This is a genomic window from Acidiferrobacterales bacterium, from assembly GCA_028820695.1.
In the GTDB taxonomy this organism is placed as follows: domain Bacteria; phylum Pseudomonadota; class Gammaproteobacteria; order Arenicellales; family JAJDZL01; genus JAJDZL01.
The window spans coordinates 23,864-39,809 of sequence record JAPPIB010000003.1 but is presented as its reverse complement, the minus strand read 5'-3'; the positions used below and the strand labels follow the sequence as shown (position 1 = coordinate 39,809).

At 50.5% G+C, this 15,946-nt stretch carries 13 protein-coding genes; 6 read left to right on the top strand and 7 right to left on the bottom strand.

The annotated features are described in order from the left end of the window. The first annotated feature begins 52 nt into the window (after window positions 1-52). From OXI60_00445 to OXI60_00420, 6 genes are all read left to right on the top strand, one after another. Entirely contained in the window at window positions 53-316 is a 264-nt protein-coding gene (locus OXI60_00445; GenBank protein ID MDE0308288.1) for a GNAT family N-acetyltransferase, read from the top strand. A gap of 45 nt (window positions 317-361) precedes the next feature. Beyond that, complete coding sequence (locus tag OXI60_00440) at window positions 362-1,546, top strand: acetyl-CoA C-acyltransferase family protein (protein MDE0308287.1); 1,185 nt, start codon at window positions 362-364, stop codon at window positions 1,544-1,546. Window positions 1,547-1,592: 46 nt separating this feature from the next. Beyond that, window positions 1,593-2,567, top strand: coding sequence for a protein-methionine-sulfoxide reductase catalytic subunit MsrP (gene msrP / locus OXI60_00435; protein MDE0308286.1), 975 nt, complete (start codon window positions 1,593-1,595; stop codon window positions 2,565-2,567). A gap of 71 nt (window positions 2,568-2,638) precedes the next feature. Further along, complete coding sequence (locus OXI60_00430; protein ID MDE0308285.1) at window positions 2,639-3,262, top strand: sulfoxide reductase heme-binding subunit YedZ; 624 nt, start codon at window positions 2,639-2,641, stop codon at window positions 3,260-3,262. Window positions 3,263-3,321: 59 nt separating this feature from the next. Then, on the top strand, window positions 3,322-5,163 hold the full coding sequence (locus tag OXI60_00425; protein ID MDE0308284.1) for an ABC transporter ATP-binding protein/permease: 1,842 nt from the start codon (window positions 3,322-3,324) through the stop codon (window positions 5,161-5,163). Beyond that, complete coding sequence (locus tag OXI60_00420) at window positions 5,160-5,816, top strand: HAD family phosphatase (protein ID MDE0308283.1); 657 nt, start codon at window positions 5,160-5,162, stop codon at window positions 5,814-5,816. Before OXI60_00425 ends, OXI60_00420 begins: the two co-directional genes overlap by 4 nt. A gap of 55 nt (window positions 5,817-5,871) precedes the next feature. On the opposite strand, the gene OXI60_00415 is transcribed toward OXI60_00420, so the two are convergent. From OXI60_00415 to purL, 7 genes are all read right to left on the bottom strand, one after another. Further along, a complete protein-coding gene (locus tag OXI60_00415; GenBank protein ID MDE0308282.1) occupies window positions 5,872-6,864 on the bottom strand; it encodes a D-glycerate dehydrogenase in 993 nt (330 codons plus the stop codon). Next, window positions 6,865-7,101, bottom strand: a complete 237-nt coding sequence (locus tag OXI60_00410; GenBank protein MDE0308281.1) for a hypothetical protein — start codon at window positions 7,099-7,101, stop codon at window positions 6,865-6,867. 121 nt (window positions 7,102-7,222) lie between these two features. Continuing rightward, window positions 7,223-8,548, bottom strand: a complete 1,326-nt coding sequence (locus OXI60_00405; GenBank protein MDE0308280.1) for an amidase — start codon at window positions 8,546-8,548, stop codon at window positions 7,223-7,225. Between the two features lie 27 nt (window positions 8,549-8,575). Beyond that, on the bottom strand, window positions 8,576-9,943 hold the full coding sequence (locus tag OXI60_00400) for a TRAP transporter large permease subunit (GenBank protein ID MDE0308279.1): 1,368 nt from the start codon (window positions 9,941-9,943) through the stop codon (window positions 8,576-8,578). 56 nt (window positions 9,944-9,999) lie between these two features. Further along, the gene (locus OXI60_00395) at window positions 10,000-10,581 is read right to left on the bottom strand and encodes a TRAP transporter small permease subunit (protein ID MDE0308278.1); all 582 of its coding nucleotides are present in this window, start codon (window positions 10,579-10,581) and stop codon (window positions 10,000-10,002) included. Window positions 10,582-10,650: 69 nt separating this feature from the next. Continuing rightward, a complete protein-coding gene (locus tag OXI60_00390) occupies window positions 10,651-11,754 on the bottom strand; it encodes a TRAP transporter substrate-binding protein (protein ID MDE0308277.1) in 1,104 nt (367 codons plus the stop codon). Window positions 11,755-11,913: 159 nt separating this feature from the next. Beyond that, window positions 11,914-15,891: a phosphoribosylformylglycinamidine synthase gene (gene purL / locus OXI60_00385; GenBank protein ID MDE0308276.1), complete on the bottom strand. Its 3,978-nt coding sequence runs from the start codon at window positions 15,889-15,891 to the stop codon at window positions 11,914-11,916. Window positions 15,892-15,946 lie beyond the last annotated feature (55 nt).

Genomic DNA, 15,946 nt, shown 5'->3' with positions numbered 1-15,946 from the left:
GCGATAATCCGCTACGCAGAGCAACGGAATTACGCTCCAACGAAAACGCCTCATGGTAACTTATGAGTGGAGCGACTGGCGCGACGGTGTACAATGGTGGCTACAAAGCGTCTATGTTCGATCTGACTTTCGTCGGAAAGGCATTTTCAGAAAGTTATGGAATTTCACCGCGAAGCTTGCCTCAGAAGATTCCAATGTCTGTGGCATCAGACTCTATGTTGAAAAAGACAATAAGCCGGCACAGGAAACCTATCGGTCCATTGGCATGGAAGCGACAAATTATCTCGTTTACGAAACTACCTTGAGAAAAACTTGAAGTTATTTATTTATTTTATTGATATTATGAGGTTATTGTATCGTAATGAAAGGTAATGAAGTAGTTGTATTGGACGGTGTAAGAACCGGAATCGGTGATTATGGTGGATCATTGAAGTCTTTCTCAGCGTGCGAGCTGGGCGCAATTGCAGTGCGTGGCGCACTGGATAAGACAGGCATTGATCCGGATTCGGTCGGCCATTGCGTGATCGGCAATGTGCTTCATTCAGACAAGCGCGACATGTACATTTCAAGATATGCCGCATTGGAGGGCGGGCTGCCGATCGAGACTCCTGCCCTGACGGTGAACCGACTGTGTGGCAGCGGACTGCAGGCGATCGTGAATGCTGCGCAGATCGTACAGCTCGGCGATGCTGATACCGTCATCGCGGGCGGTGCTGAGTCCATGAGTGGTGCACCTTACTGGGCGACAGGCATGCGTTGGGGACAACGTATGGGGCATGCCGAATTTGTAGATATCATGGTCGGCGCACTGAGTGATCCATTCCAGGACTGTCACATGGGCGTTACCGCGGAGAATATTGCACAGAAGTGGAATATAGACCGAGACGAGCAGGATGCCTTGGCCGTCGAAAGCCATTCGAGAGCGGCACAGGCACATGCGAAAGGCAGGTTCGATGACCAGATCATTCCCGTTGAGATCAAGTCCCGCCGCGAGACAACCGAATTCGCGACAGATGAACATGTTCGTTCCGATTGCAGTATGGAAGGCCTGGCAAAAATGCGACCCGTCTTCAGAAAAGATGGTTCTGTTACCGCAGGAAACGCATCAGGCATAAACGATGCCGCTGCAGCCATAGTAATGATGGAGGCAGGTGCCGCAGAAAAAGCAGGTTACGAGCCCATCGCCCGATTGCTCGACTATACACATTCGGGTGTCGAGCCTGAGTATATGGGAATCGGACCGGTGCCGGCCATCCGGAAACTGCTCGACAGAACCGGAATCAATCTGGACGACGTTGATGTTATCGAACTCAACGAAGCGTTTGCCGTTCAGGCGCTCGCGGTCATGAAAGACTTGGACTTGCCTGCAGACAGAACCAACCCCAACGGAAGCGGAATTTCACTTGGACATCCAATTGGCGCGACCGGGTGCATACTGACCGTCAAGGCGCTCCACGAATTGAGGCGCACTGGTGGACGATACGCAATCGTATCGATGTGTATCGGCGGTGGTCAGGGTATCGCAGCTGCATTTGAAAGGCTGTAAGGGAACACAATTCATCAGTCAATCACAGAAGGTGTAAATTAAGAAAATGGTATTGATCAGACAGAAACCCGATATCCGAACAAGTGAGATAACACCACTCAGCGTCTATAAGAATCGGCGCAATTTCCTGAAGACAACCGCCGCACTCGCAATTGGCGGATCCGCCTCATTGCTGGGCATTCAGTCAGAAAGAGTGCAGGCGATGGAAAAGAAGTTTGAGAACCTTCTGGAAAGCCCGTTTTCCACAACAGACGAAGAACTTACAAGTTTCAAGGACGTGACGTCGTACAACAACTTTTACGAGTTTGGAACTGACAAGCGAAGTCCGGCGAAACTGGCGCATAAGCTGACCACGCGTCCTTGGAGTCTGTCGGTGACCGGGGAGTGTGAGGCACCGCGTGACTGGGATATCGAAGACATACTCAAGCAGTTTCCTCTGGAAGAGCGTATTTACAGACATCGATGTGTCGAGGCATGGTCAATGGTTGTTCCGTGGGTCGGGTTTTCGCTGGGCGACTTCCTGAAAATGCACAAACCGACTTCCAAGGCCAAGTATATCGAGATGCTGACATTGGTCAGGCCGGAGGAAATGGACGGACAAAAACCAGGACTGTTCGGCAGTGTTCTGGATTGGCCTTATCGCGAGGGATTGCGAATCGACGAAGCAATGAACCCGTTGTCAATTTTCGCAGTGGGACTGTACGGCCAGCATATGCCCAATCAAAACGGCGCTCCGATCCGATTGGTAGTTCCGTGGAAGTATGGATTCAAGGGAGTCAAGTCGATTGTGTCAGTCGAGTTCATGGAAGAGCAGCCAGTCAATACCTGGCAGGTTCAGGCACCAAACGAATATGGATTCTACGCAAACGTGAACCCGAATGTGGATCATCCGCGCTGGAGCCAGGCTACTGAACGGCGGGTGGGCACGCTGTTTGGCCGGCAACCGACATTGATGTTCAATGGATACTCGGAACAGGTTGCGAGTCTGTACAGCGATTTGGATCTGACAGTCAATTTCTAAGCGTCCGAACACGCATTCAATTCGCGATTCCCGGATGGCTCTAGGAATCGCGAATCTTTTTTGTATACGGCATGGCTAAAGCTTCATCAAAAATCTGGGCCGTCAGGATCAGGCGGATTAAACCGGTTATATTCCTGCTGTGTCTGATTCCTTTCGGTTTGCTGGCTTATGATTTTTACACCGGCAACATCAGTGCAGACCCGGTTGAAGACATTACCAAGGTGACCGGTGACTGGGGACTTCGTCTGTTGCTGATCACTTTGGCGATCACTCCTCTTCGACATCTGACCTCAATCAACCAACTGATACTGGTACGTCGAATGCTGGGGGTATTTTCCTTCTTTTATATCCTTCTGCACTTTCTGACCTGGCTGGTCATTGTCAATTTCTTCGATATCAGGCAGATTATTGAAGATATCATCCAGCGTTATTACATACTCTTCGGTTCTGCGGCTTTCTTGATGATGACACTGCTCGCCGCGACTTCCACCAATCGAATGGTTCGCTGGATGGGCGGACGCCGCTGGGCGAAATTGCATAAATTGGTTTACCTGATTGGTATCCTCGGTGCCTTGCATTTCTTCCTTGCGGTCAAGGCTGATATTACCGAGCCCGTCATCTATGGTGTCATTCTCGCAGTTTTGCTGGGGTTCCGGGTCTGGAAACATTATTTACCACGTACTGCAAAACGCTGATCGGTTCAGCATTCCGCTTTATTCGAATTCCGAGTCTCAAACAGTTCATCGAGTAACCGATGGATATTGATCTGATGGTACAAACAGAGCCAGACGGCAAACGCAATGTCTGGAAAACGCTTGGGACTCTGGTCGGGTATCTGTGGGAGTTTCGAGTACGAATCGGAGTTGCGCTGTTCTTCCTGATTCTCGCAAAGGTCGCCATCGTCCTGGTTCCGATTACGATCAAGAAAATTGTTGACTGGTTCGACACCTCACTGAACCCAGACCTGATTCTGATCGTTCCGGTTTCGCTGATTCTCGCATACGGACTGCTCGGGCTGTCTAGTACCTTGTTCGAGGAACTGCGAAATGCCCTATTCTCCCGAGCGTCGCAGCGGGCGGTGCGCAATGTGGGTCTCAAGGTGTTCAGACACTTGCATGATCTATCGCACGCCTTTCATCAGGACCGGGAAACGGGCGGCATATCACGCGACATCGAACGGGGAACCAGAGGTATCAACTATCTGCTGTGGTACATCGTCTTCAGCATTGTGCCAACGCTGTTTGAGATATCGATTATCTGTGTATTCCTGGCAGTTAATTTTGAATCCCATTTTGTTTTGATCACGGGCGGCACCATCGCTCTCTACTTTGTTTTCACCTACTACATCACACGATGGCGTACCAAGTTCCGTGTTCGAATGAATGCCGCTGAATCCAAAGCCAACTCATCCAGCGTAGACGCCCTCCTGAACTACGAGACTGTCAAGTATTTCGGCAATGAGAAACACGAAACTGACCGTTTTGACTTTCACCTCAAGGAGTGGGAGAAACAGTCTGTCATCAGTGAGCAGACCTTGGCACTTCTTAATGTCGGTCAGGGAATCATCATCGCGACTGGCATGATCGTTCTACTCATGCTGGCAGCGGAAGGGATTGTCGCCGGTGCACTGACTCTGGGTGATTTCATGATGTTGAACGCCTTCCTGATTCAGATGTATCTGCCGCTTCGGTTTCTTGGCACGACTTTTCGGGAAATCAATCATGCGTTGACCGATATGGAACGGATGTTCAATCTTCTGGATGTCGACGATACCATCCCGGTACCGGATAACGCAACTGATCTGGTTACCAATGGCGCTTCGATTCAATTTGAAAACGTCGGTTTCGGCTACAAGACTGAGCGTGTCATTCTCAAGGACGTCACTGTTCAGATTCCTTCGGGCAAGAAAGTCGCAGTCGTCGGCAAAAGTGGTTCGGGAAAATCCACACTGGTGCGCCTGCTGTTTCGATTCTACGACGTCGATAGCGGACGTGTGCTGATTGACGGCCAGGACATCCGTGATGTGACCCTTGAGTCACTCCATGCGTCAATTGGAATCGTTCCTCAGGATACGGTGCTGTTCAACGATTCAATTGAATACAACATTCGCTATGGCAACCCCAACTGCAGCCAGATTGAATTCGAAACGGCAGTGGAACAGGCCAATCTGACCGAGTTCATTGAATCGCTGCCCGAAAAATTCGATACCGTCGTCGGCGAACGAGGGTTGAAACTGTCCGGTGGTGAGAAGCAACGGGTCTCGATTGCCAGAACAATATTGAAGAATCCGCCTATCCTTGTGTTGGATGAAGCGACCTCCTCACTCGATTCGAAATCGGAGCGCTATATCCAAAATGCCCTGGAGATTGTCGCCAAGAACCGTACAACCCTGGTCATTGCACACCGATTGTCGACAGTTGCAGATGCCGACAGAATTCTCGTACTCGACAATGGAGAAATCGTCGAACAGGGTACGCACGAGGAACTTCTGAAACTCAACGGGCTGTTCGCCGAAATGTGGTGGTTGCAGCAAATTGAGCAGATTGAGGCAAAACTTACGCAGATGTCTGAAAACAAGGAGCCGGTGAAGGTATGAGCATCTCAGGCGTAATCCTAGACCTTGATGGCGTATTGATCGATACCGAATCCATTTCCAAGATGGCGTGGATGAGAGCGGCGAATGAAATGGGGTTCGATATTCCCGAAACGCTCTATCAGAAGTTAATCGGAATTTCAGTATTGGATGCCCGTAAGGAGATTGCATCTTTGGTCAACGGAAAGATTGACATGGACCGATACATGGAGCGCTCGGCCGCAATCTACTTTAACGAAATGGAATCCAACGGTGTGCGCTTGATGCCCGGCGTGCCTGAGCTGTTCGAATTCCTGCGGCAAAGTGAGCTTAAATCTGCAATCGCAACTTCGAGTCTGGAGGAGCACGCCGAATGGAAATTGAGCAAGGCTGGCCTGACAGGAATGATCGATGATGTCATAACGGGAGACCGAACGACCAAAGGCAAGCCGGCACCTGATCTGTTTCTGATTGCCGCTGCACAAATTGCCGTAAAGCCAGATGCCTGTGCAGTTGTAGAAGATGCTCACGCAGGGATACTCGGCGCCAAAGCGGCGGGAATGGTACCGATTATGGTCCCCGGTACCGGGACATCAACCGCAGCCAGCGAAAAAATCGCCCATGCCGTCGTTTCAGATTTGTACGAAGCGATCGGGAAATTGCAGGAAATCATTTGAAATCCGATCAGCAATCCTGATCTGGCCAATCGCCTTGAAGCCCGAGTCTGAACGTTCAGACCAGTCGATCTCGCGGTTCATCTCCCCGAAAGAATGCGTCAAGGTTGTCCAATGCCCGATAACCCATCGCATCTCGAGTTTCCAGTGTGGCACTGCCGATGTGAGGCAGCATGAATATGTTCTGGTAAGATGAGAATTTCTCATTGCCGCCGGGTTCGGTCTCAAAACAATCGAGTCCGGCCGCCGCAAGCTTGCGGGATTCAATCGCGTTGATCAAAGCATCCTCATCGACCAATGCACCTCGCGCACAATTGACAAAAATTGCGTTGTCGGGCAAGACTGAAAAGGTACTGTCATTCATCAGTTTTCTGGTTTGTGGTGTCGCAGGACAATGCAATGACAGCACTTGTGAAACTTCGAGAAGAGATTCAAGGCTTTCGTGGAACACCGCTCCTCTTTCGAGTTCGGGGGCCAGGCGATTGCGATTGTGATAGTGAACTTGCATGTCAAAGCCGGCAGCCCGTCTGGCAACTACCTGCCCCACTCTCCCCATACCGACAATGCCCATCGTCTTTCCGGTCACCTGATGCCCGACCATAAACGACGGGCTCCAGCTATTCCATTGCCGACTTCTCACAGCCGCATCGCCTTCAACCGCGCGTCTTGCCGCCCCCAACATAAGTAGAATCGCAATTTCGGCAGTTGCATCCGAAAGCACATCGGGAGTGTTGGTGACAACAATACCCCGCTCGGCCAATGCACTCAGATCGCAGTGGTCGACACCGACTGAGTAATTCGCAATGATCTTCAGCCGGTCCCCCAACTGTGACACCACCTCCCTATCGAATACTTCCGAATGGCATGGCACGATGGCGTCCACCTTGGCACTCATCTCAATGATTCGATCCCTGGACGCGGGTACATCGTCAGGTTCCAGGATCGTGTCGTAGTCACGAACAGCCCTGGCTTCGGTATTAGCCGAAAGCTTTCTGGTAATCCAAAGAACCGGACTGGCGTGGGTCACATCAATGTGAAGATTTTCAATCACTCAGGGGTTGTGCCCTGAATCCGTGAAATTATCCTTGGTGCGGATGCATTCGTCCCAATAGTCGTATGCTGCCATTGGAAGAATGCATGCAATGATGATGACGAAAGGCAATCCACCCCAGAATCCAGCAAACCCCGTTGAAATGCTGTAAGACAGTCCGGTCACAAATGTGACCACGATGAATAAACCGATAAATCCGGTAATGATTTTGGTGGGCCTGCCAAGCAATTTCGTCACCCGACTTGCAGTAGAGTAGAAACTGAGGACATTATACGCATCGCTGACATGGGGCGAAGAATCCTATCGTCGAAAAACTCATCGTGATGCCGTGAAATGTCCAAGTGTCTGAAATTCTGAATCATTGAGTCAAAAAGTCAAGCAGCCAGCGTGCTGTTCTGAACAGTCGATCTTCCTGTTCTGCAGCTCCCACGAGTTGAAGCCCGATAGGCATGTCGTCTTCCCCAACCAGCACTGGCATGGAAATGCAGGGCAGACCCGCAAGTGTCCAGATTGTCGAACAACATGGGTCTCCGGTACCCTCACCAAATTTCGGTGCAATGCCGGGAGCAGCAGGCGTCAGTATCGCATCGTAATCATTGAAAAAGTTCTCAAACCAATCTACCGATGCACGCATGGCTTCCAGCGCATCGCTGTACTCCTCGTCGGTTATCTTTTTCATTTCTGGAATGGCATCTTGCATGGATTGGCTCAGTAAATCTGAATTCAGCAGATCCAGTCTGTCAAGAGAGCGGTAAAGTTCATAGCCATAAATTCTGCGAAGACTCTCGATCAATCCAACGAATGAGCGGGGTGCGGGGATTCGATCGACCAGCTTTCCAAGACAATCGATAATCTCCTCAATTCCTTCCGCCAGCAATTGCGAATATCGGGACGAGTACGGCAGATCAAACCAAGCAAAAATAGGTTCTATCGGCGGCTCAGACAGATATCCCCGCAGCGTGTCGGGTCGCGGTCGCAGATAACACAATTCATCGGTTGGATCGTAACCACCGACCACATTACCCAATAGTGCCAGATCGCCAAGGTCAAGCGCAAACATTCCCACCTGATCGAGATTGAAGGAAGTATGCAAGGCCCCTCTTCTAGAGACTACACCTCTGGTGGGCTTGTAGCCATATATACCGCAGTATGACGCAGGCCTTATGACTGAGCCATGAGTCTGACTTCCAATTGTCAGAGGAACCTGGCCAGCTGCAACAGCTGCTGCGGAACCGCTGGATGATCCGCCGGGACCGTATTCGGTATTTCTCGGATTGCGGGTATCCGGAGGTGTCATATAAGCCAGTTCGGCGGTGACGGTCTTGCCCAAAATGACTGCGCCCGCTTCCCTTAGGCGCTCTACAACTGCTGAATCCCTTTCCGGCCGCCTGTTTACGAACGCCTTGCAATTCATTTCTGTCGGGTAGTCGAACGTATCGAAGATATCCTTTATACCGACCGGTATACCGTGCAAAGGCCCGGTTGGCATTCCTCTCTTTCGCAGTTGATCCATGCTTCGAGCCTGACTTATCGCATTCGCCTGATCCAGACTGGCCCAAGCCTTGATATCGCCATCAGTCTGGCCAATCGTGTCGAGGCAGTGTTGAACGAGACGCTCTGAAGACATCGCACCCTCAAGCATCAGCTCGATGTATTGTCTCGCTGTCCGGGTATTGTCGTGCATACTCTTCAACAGGAGAATCAAATGGAATCAGGGAATATACGGACCGAACAGAACGTCAGGAAACCACAGTGCGAGCTCAGGGAACATGTACATCAGAAACATGGCAAATATCACGATTCCAAGATAAGGCATGATTCCCTTGAATATCTCGACGAGTTCAATGTCCTTTTTCAACACTCCTTTCAGGTAATATGCCGACATTGCCATCGGTGGCGTGAGGAAAGATGTCTGCAGATTCAACGCAACCAGCATGGCAAAAAAGTACGGATTCACATCAAAGGTGGGCAACATCGGCAGGAAAATCGGTACAAAGATGATCAATATTTCCGACCATTCCAATGGCCAGCCCAACAGGAATATGATTAGTTGAACAAGAATCAGAAATTGCCACGGCTGGAGATTGAGGGCAAGCACCCAGTGTTCAATAACGTCGTGACCACCCAGATAGGAAAATACAGACGCAAAGGTCCATGATCCTACGAACATCCAGCAAACCATCGCAGTTGCCTTAGCAGTCAGAAACACAGACTCCTTGACTTTCTGCCACGTCAGCGACCGGTAAGCGATGGCCAGCACCAGACCACCCAACGCCCCCATCGCTGCGGCTTCTGCTGGCGTTGCCAAACCACCCAGAATCGATCCGAGAACCAGCATGATCAGCACGGTGAGCGGTACAAACGATACCAGCAACTGAATGTAGACTTCGGTCCGGGATACACTGTCATCGCGCTCCGGCTTCGGTGCGATATCTGGATTGACGAACGCCCTGATCAATACGTAAATGATGTACAAACCAGCCAGAAGCAAACCTGGAAACACCGCTGCCGCATACAGTCGAAGTGGTGAGAGTTCGGCGATTGCGGCATAGACGATCAGCATGATGGAAGGTGGAATCAGTATTCCCAACGTTCCGCCAGCGCAGATCACACCGGCACTGAAGTCCCTTCTGTAGGCGGCTCTCGCCATTGCCGGAAACGCCAGCAGACCCATCAAGGTCACCACTGCACCTACGATTCCGCTTGCTGTTGAAAATACGGTACACGTGATCAGCGCGGCAATGGCCATTGATCCCGGTAGATTTCGTGCCGCCAGCTGAAGCGATGAAAATAGCCTGTTGACGATGTTCGCCCTCTCGACAACATACCCCATAAACAAGAATAATGGAATAGCCACAAGGGTATCGTTCTCCATCACGGAGTAGGTATTCTGGTTCAGCAGATAGAAGATCTGATTGTTGAATGCGTCAGCAATGACCTCCACCGAGCCAGCCTGGTGGTAGGCGTAATATCCAAATCCAACACCCATGGCGATCAGGGTAAATGCAATCGGAAAGCCAAGCAAAACCAGGACTATGAATAGTCCCAGCATCATGATCGCGACTTCTGGATTAGTCATATTGGAATCGGATTGCAGGCTGAATTTCGCTTGATGACGAATGAAAATTCGATCCGTCACTCATTCGAATCACTGATCAGCACCTTTTCGGTCTCCTTGATGTCATCAAGCCTCTCAAGCCACACACCGCGGCGCATGGCAATCCAGCAACGACAAATTTCAGCGATGCCTTGAATGAGCAGGAGTCCGCCAGCGACGGGAATCAGGGTTTTGAAGTAATAGATCTGTATGCGGGCAGGACTATTCCAACTGACTTCCTTATATCTCCAGGAGTCTGCTGCGATTTCCGCACCAAACCAAAACAATGCGAGCATTCCCGGAAAGAAAAACACGATGTAGAGAATGAAGTCAATCGTCGCCTGAACCCGTACGGGAAACAACCGATATACAACATCGCCTCGAACATGACTGTCCTGCGCCAAGGCATAAGCACCAGCCATAAGGAACAACGCGCCATACATCTGAACCATCATGTCAAATGCCCAAACCGTCGGAGCGTTCAGGACATAACGTACGAATACCTCATAGGACACCGAGAACGTGAGTATGAGTATGCACCACCCAAAGGCCCTGCCTACCCATATGCTGATACTCTCTACACTGTGAATGAACGAAACCAAATCGTTCCCTCTGGACATTCTGGAATGAAACAATAGCGGGGGGCTAACAAATGCCCCCCGCTATATCTCTATGATGAAATCAGTGAATTACCCGTAGTGGTGGTTATAAGCAAGCTTATAGTCGGGTTGATTCAGATTCAGATAATTCATCACTTCTTTCGCATAGGCTTTCTGGGAATCGATCACCCTCGCAAAGAACGGATCTTCGGAAGACAGACGATCAATCACCACATCCCAGGCGACAAGCTGATCCGACATCACAGAATCAGGAGTCCGATACACATTCACTTCGTGCTCATCCTGTAACTTTACGAGGTCGGTCGCATATCGACGGGTGTTATGCCAATAGAAGTTGGAATTTTCCGACTCGGATGCATACTGGAGAATCGCTCGCTGTTCGTCGGCGAGACTGTCGTACTTCTGCTTGTTGAAAGTACACTCGAAGAATTCCTGAGACTGATGGAAACTCGCCAGATGATAATGCTTGGACACATCTTGCATTCCAAAATCCCTGTCAGAAGTTGGGTTGTTGAACTCTGCGGCATCAATGAGGCCTGACTTCAACGCCGGCTGAATTTCGCCACCCGGCAACTGAACCACTGACATTCCCATCTCCAGCAGAACGTCGGCCGCCAGACCAACGGTTCGATACTTGAGACCTTTCATCTGGCTGGAATCGGTAATCTCCTCCTTGAACCAGCCTAATGGTTGGGCGGGCATCGGACTGTTGAAGAAACTGACCAGGTTAAGTCCAAGTTTTTCCATCAGTTCGTTAAACAGCTCCTGTCCACCACCGTAGTGTACCCAGCCCAACACTTCCTGACTGGACCACCCGAAACAGGGACCGGTGCCGAAAAGTGAAGCAACCGCAGACTTTGAATACCAATAGGCAGGAACGTAATGTGCTGCATCAAGGACTCCTCGGTGCACCGCATCCTGCATTTGACTGGTCTTGACTACCGAATTGACGGGAAGTAATTCGATTTGCAGTGAATCGCCAGCCATAGCGTTCACGCGATCCACGTAGGATTGGGCATTTTCCAAGAAAATCCCACCACCCCACGCAGCTTGCATTTTCAATACAGTTGCTTGTGCTTTCACAACAGCGGGGGCAGCAAGTGTACCGGCTGTCGCAGTCGCAGCTAAAGCCGAACCTTTCAGGAATCGGCGTCGACTCATCTTATCTTTCATTGAATTTCCTCTCTTAAAAAATTTACACAAAATAAAAATGTCCTCCGACACGAAATCACGGTCTCGGGACTTGTCCTAAATTTTTGATTTTAACACAAACGGTATCGGTGGCGATTTATCAAAAATCAGAGCGAAATGTCGAGGCAGTCGGCAGAACATCTACTGCAACCACTTTCTTGCATTTTGAAAGATATTCAACCAGGGGCTGAATTCCCCCCTGGTCTCCGGTGCCCACGAATACTGAAGAGTCCTGTAAACCCGTTCTGGATGCGGCATCATCGCCGTGATTCTTCCGTCTGCGTTTGTCACTCCAGCGACTGCGAGCTCTGAACCATTCGGATTGTAGGGATAGGTAGCGGACACTTGGCCGCGATTGTCGATGTAGCGCAGACAGATCTGTTTATTGAACTTCAGGTCTTGTGCTTGCTGTGCACCAGCGAACGTCGCTCTACCCTCCCCATGCGCTACCGCAACGGGAAGGTACATCCCCTGAAGCCCTTGTGTCAACATTGAGTGACTCTCCGAAATTTCGACCATCACAAGTCTGGATTCAAACTGCTGCGACTCATTCTTGAGAAACTTGGGCCAGTTGTCACAGCCGGGTATGATCGCAGTCAGCTCTGCCATGACCTGACACCCATTGCATACACCCAGGGCAAACTTGCTCTGATCGGCAAAAAATTCTTCGAACATATCCCTTGACTCAGTGTTGTACAGAATCGAACTCGCCCATCCTTTACCAGCGCCCAAGACATCGCCGAACGAAAATCCGCCGGCCATGACTATCCCGTCAAACGAATCCAAGCATACATCGCCACTCATCAAATCTGCCATGACAACATCATACGAATCAAATCCTGCCCGATCGAAAGCAGCTGCCATCTCGACATGTCCGTTCACACCTTGCTCCCGCAGCACTGCGACCTGAGGTTTGGAAGAAAGGCTCGCAGCGTGTTCGATTTGACTGTCGGAGTCCGCGAGGTTCTGAGAATGATTCAAGGTGCAGGGATCTTCACCACCGGCTGGTAAATTCCAGCATAGCCCCGGGTCACCTTCATCAAGAATCCGATCATATTCCTGCTCCGCGCATTTCGAGTCATCTCGCAACGACTGCATCTGCCAGCTCAGCTCAGACCAGCTTCGATGCAATTTCTTCCTCTCCTCACTGAATATCAGCCTGTCTTCAACACGAAATTCAATCCGACCATCATTGCGCAGTGTTCCGATTTTCATAACCAGATGGCTTAAATTCTCTTCTTCAAATACGTCCAGTATTTTTCCAATGTTTTTTTCCTCGACCTGGACGACAGCACCCAACTCTTCATTGAAGAAGAATTCGATTGGATCGACAGATTTTTTGACAGTTATGTCCAGTCCCGTCCTGCTGGCAAATGCCATTTCGCACAATAATGCGAACAAGCCGCCATCTGATCTGTCATGGTATGCGAGTATCTGTCCGCGCTCAATCAATGTTCCAACAACCTCGAAATAGGCATTAAGGCTGATCGGATCATCCACATCTGGAACTTGACAGTCGATCAGATTGTGTGTCTGGTGCAAGGCAGACATTCCCATCCTGTTCTGACCGGCCCCCAAGTCAATGAGCAATAACACAGTTTCAGACTTATCGACCAATTGTGGCGTGACGCAATTTCGAATATCGGGAACCGCCGCAAATGCCGTCGCAATCAGTGAAATCGGCGAGACCACTTCGGATTGTCGTCCGTGATCTTCAGTCCACTCAGTGCGCATTGACATGGAGTCCTTACCGACCGGAATTGAAATCTCAAGCACTCGACACATATCCAGAGCCACACTCCGAACTGACTCATACAGTGCGCTTCCCTGTCCTTCGATCCCCGCTGCGGCCATCCAGTTTGCAGACATCCTTACGGTATTGAGGCGACCGACAGATACGGATCTCAGATTTGTCAGTGCTTCAGCCACTGCCATACGCGCACTCGCCGCAGCGTTGACTAAAGCAATGGGTGACCTCTCACCGACGGCCATGGCCTCACCACTGACAGAGTCATATCCCGATATTGTGACCGATGCATCTGCAACCGGTACCTGCCACGGACCAACCATTTGGTCGCGGTGAATCAAACCGCCAACAGTCCGATCGCCGATCGTAATGAGAAATGTCTTATCCGCGACACTCGGAAACCGCAACACTCGCTGCACACAGTGCGAGAAGTTGCCCAATGCGTCCGTGTTCGCTCTGGACAGAACGTGTGTCATTCTTTGATCCTGGCAGTGAATTTTTAGAAATCCATTCATCAGGAAATCCATGTCAACGTTAACCGGCATGTCTTCAGGTGCGATATCCAATGCAGTTTCGAGCACCCGCAGCGTTCGCTCTTCGGTCGCGAAGCCGATGACAGAATACGGGCAACGTTCCCGCTCGCACAAAGTGGCAAGCACACTGAGATGGTCTGGCGACACAACCAGAACGTAGCGTTCCTGAGATTCATTGCACCATATCTCCATGGGACTCATCCCTGGATCGTCATTGGGAATCTTGTCCAGATAAATCGTCCCGCCCAGACCCGACGCATGAACAATCTCGGGAACTGCGTTGGAGAGTCCGCCCGCACCGACATCATGAATGGAAAGAATTGGATTGTCTTCACCGAGTTCACAGCAACGGTCAATCACTTCCTGGCAGCGGCGTTGCATTTCAGGATTGCTTCTTTGCACCGACGCGAAATCAAGTTCCTCTCCTGAGGTTCCCTGGCCCAGGCTCGAAGCCGCACCACCTCCAAGACCAATCAGCATGGCAGGACCACCGATGACGATCACGAGATCGCCCGCTGAGATTTCCTTCTTTTCAATCAGCGACGGACGGATATTTCCTATCCCACCAGCGAACATGATCGGTTTGTGATAGCCGTACCAGACAGTCTCGTCCCGATTTGAAGTTTCAAACGTTCGGAAATATCCGCCAATGTTCGGGCGGCCAAACTCGTTATTGAATGATGCCGCGCCGATGGGCGCTTCCAACATGATTGCAAGCGGGGATGAAATTCGGTCTGGAGATCTTTCAGTTCCTTCCCACGGCTGTACAAAATCGGGAACTCGCAGATGTGAGACCGAATACCCGCATAATCCCGCTTTTGGCTTTCCGCCCCGCCCGGTCGCGCCTTCATCACGAATTTCTCCGCCAGCGCCGGTTGCCGCACCCGGAAATGGTGAGATTGCGGTAGGATGGTTGTGCGTTTCGGCCTTGAAGACGATGTGAACCGGTTCCGCGTTGTACTGATATCGGCCATTGTCAGATGCAGGCGCAAATCTCGTTGACCTGCTCCCTTCAATCACAGCTGAATTGTCCTCATATGCCACAAGTGTTCCCGTCGGATTCATCTGATGGGTTCGTCGAATCATTGAAAACATGGACTCCGGATAATTCTCTCCATCGATGGTCCATCCGGCGTTGAATATCTTGTGACGACAATGTTCTGAATTGACCTGCGAGAACATCATCAGTTCAGCGTCTGTAGGAATTCTTTTTTTCTTTTTATACCAGTCTCTTATATAAGATAATTCAGGCTTTACAAGAGCCAATCCAAGCGCATGGTTTGCTTCCTCCAAACTATCACCTGCAGATGCGTTGACAGAGAATTTCTGAATCGACCGGCGAGTGCAGTGATCGAATACAAGACGTAGTTGATCTTGGTCGGATACTACTGACTCCACCATTCGATCGTGGAGAAACGGATAGACTTTTTCTCTTTGGTCCGCACATGGGGACCCGGAACACTCCAGCACCCAGTATGTCGCCCTCTCAATGCGCCGCAAATTTCTGATGCCGCATCTGTGTATGATGTCGGTAGCCTTTGAGGACCAGGCAGAAATTGTTCCGAGCCTTGGTGTGATCAGACACGACTTTGCGTTGATGGGATCAAATGATGTGCCTGACTCGCCATCGATCAACGCAATCAGACGCAGGAATTCCTCATCTTTAAGTGGCGACGCTACCGCAATGAGATAGCAGAAGTGAGCGTCAAGAGCTGTCAGCTGGGGCAGGTGCCGAACGATATCCGAGCGCAGCTGCCGAAGCTTGAAATCCGACAGCGCTCTTTGTCCTTTGATACAAAGAATCTCAGGTGCCAAAGAGGCATCATCGTGATCTCTCATACCATCGGTCGGTGTTTTGGATCAATTACAAACGCTCTGTTCACAAGCAAGTCTT

Excerpts from the sequence above, each read along its gene's own strand:
- OXI60_00445 (MDE0308288.1), top strand. The coding sequence starts at position 53 with ATGGTAACTTATGAGTGGAGCGACTGGCGCGACGGTGTACAATGGTGG.
- OXI60_00440 (MDE0308287.1), top strand. The coding sequence starts at position 362 with ATGAAAGGTAATGAAGTAGTTGTATTGGACGGTGTAAGAACCGGAATC.
- msrP (MDE0308286.1), top strand. The coding sequence starts at position 1,593 with ATGGTATTGATCAGACAGAAACCCGATATCCGAACAAGTGAGATAACA.
- OXI60_00430 (MDE0308285.1), top strand. The coding sequence starts at position 2,639 with ATGGCTAAAGCTTCATCAAAAATCTGGGCCGTCAGGATCAGGCGGATT.
- OXI60_00425 (MDE0308284.1), top strand. The coding sequence starts at position 3,322 with ATGGATATTGATCTGATGGTACAAACAGAGCCAGACGGCAAACGCAAT.
- OXI60_00420 (MDE0308283.1), top strand. The coding sequence starts at position 5,160 with ATGAGCATCTCAGGCGTAATCCTAGACCTTGATGGCGTATTGATCGAT.
- OXI60_00405 (MDE0308280.1), bottom strand. The coding sequence starts at position 8,548 with ATGCACGACAATACCCGGACAGCGAGACAATACATCGAGCTGATGCTT.
- OXI60_00400 (MDE0308279.1), bottom strand. The coding sequence starts at position 9,943 with ATGACTAATCCAGAAGTCGCGATCATGATGCTGGGACTATTCATAGTC.
- OXI60_00395 (MDE0308278.1), bottom strand. The coding sequence starts at position 10,581 with ATGTCCAGAGGGAACGATTTGGTTTCGTTCATTCACAGTGTAGAGAGT.
- OXI60_00390 (MDE0308277.1), bottom strand. The coding sequence starts at position 11,754 with ATGAAAGATAAGATGAGTCGACGCCGATTCCTGAAAGGTTCGGCTTTA.
- purL (MDE0308276.1), bottom strand. The coding sequence starts at position 15,891 with ATGAGAGATCACGATGATGCCTCTTTGGCACCTGAGATTCTTTGTATC.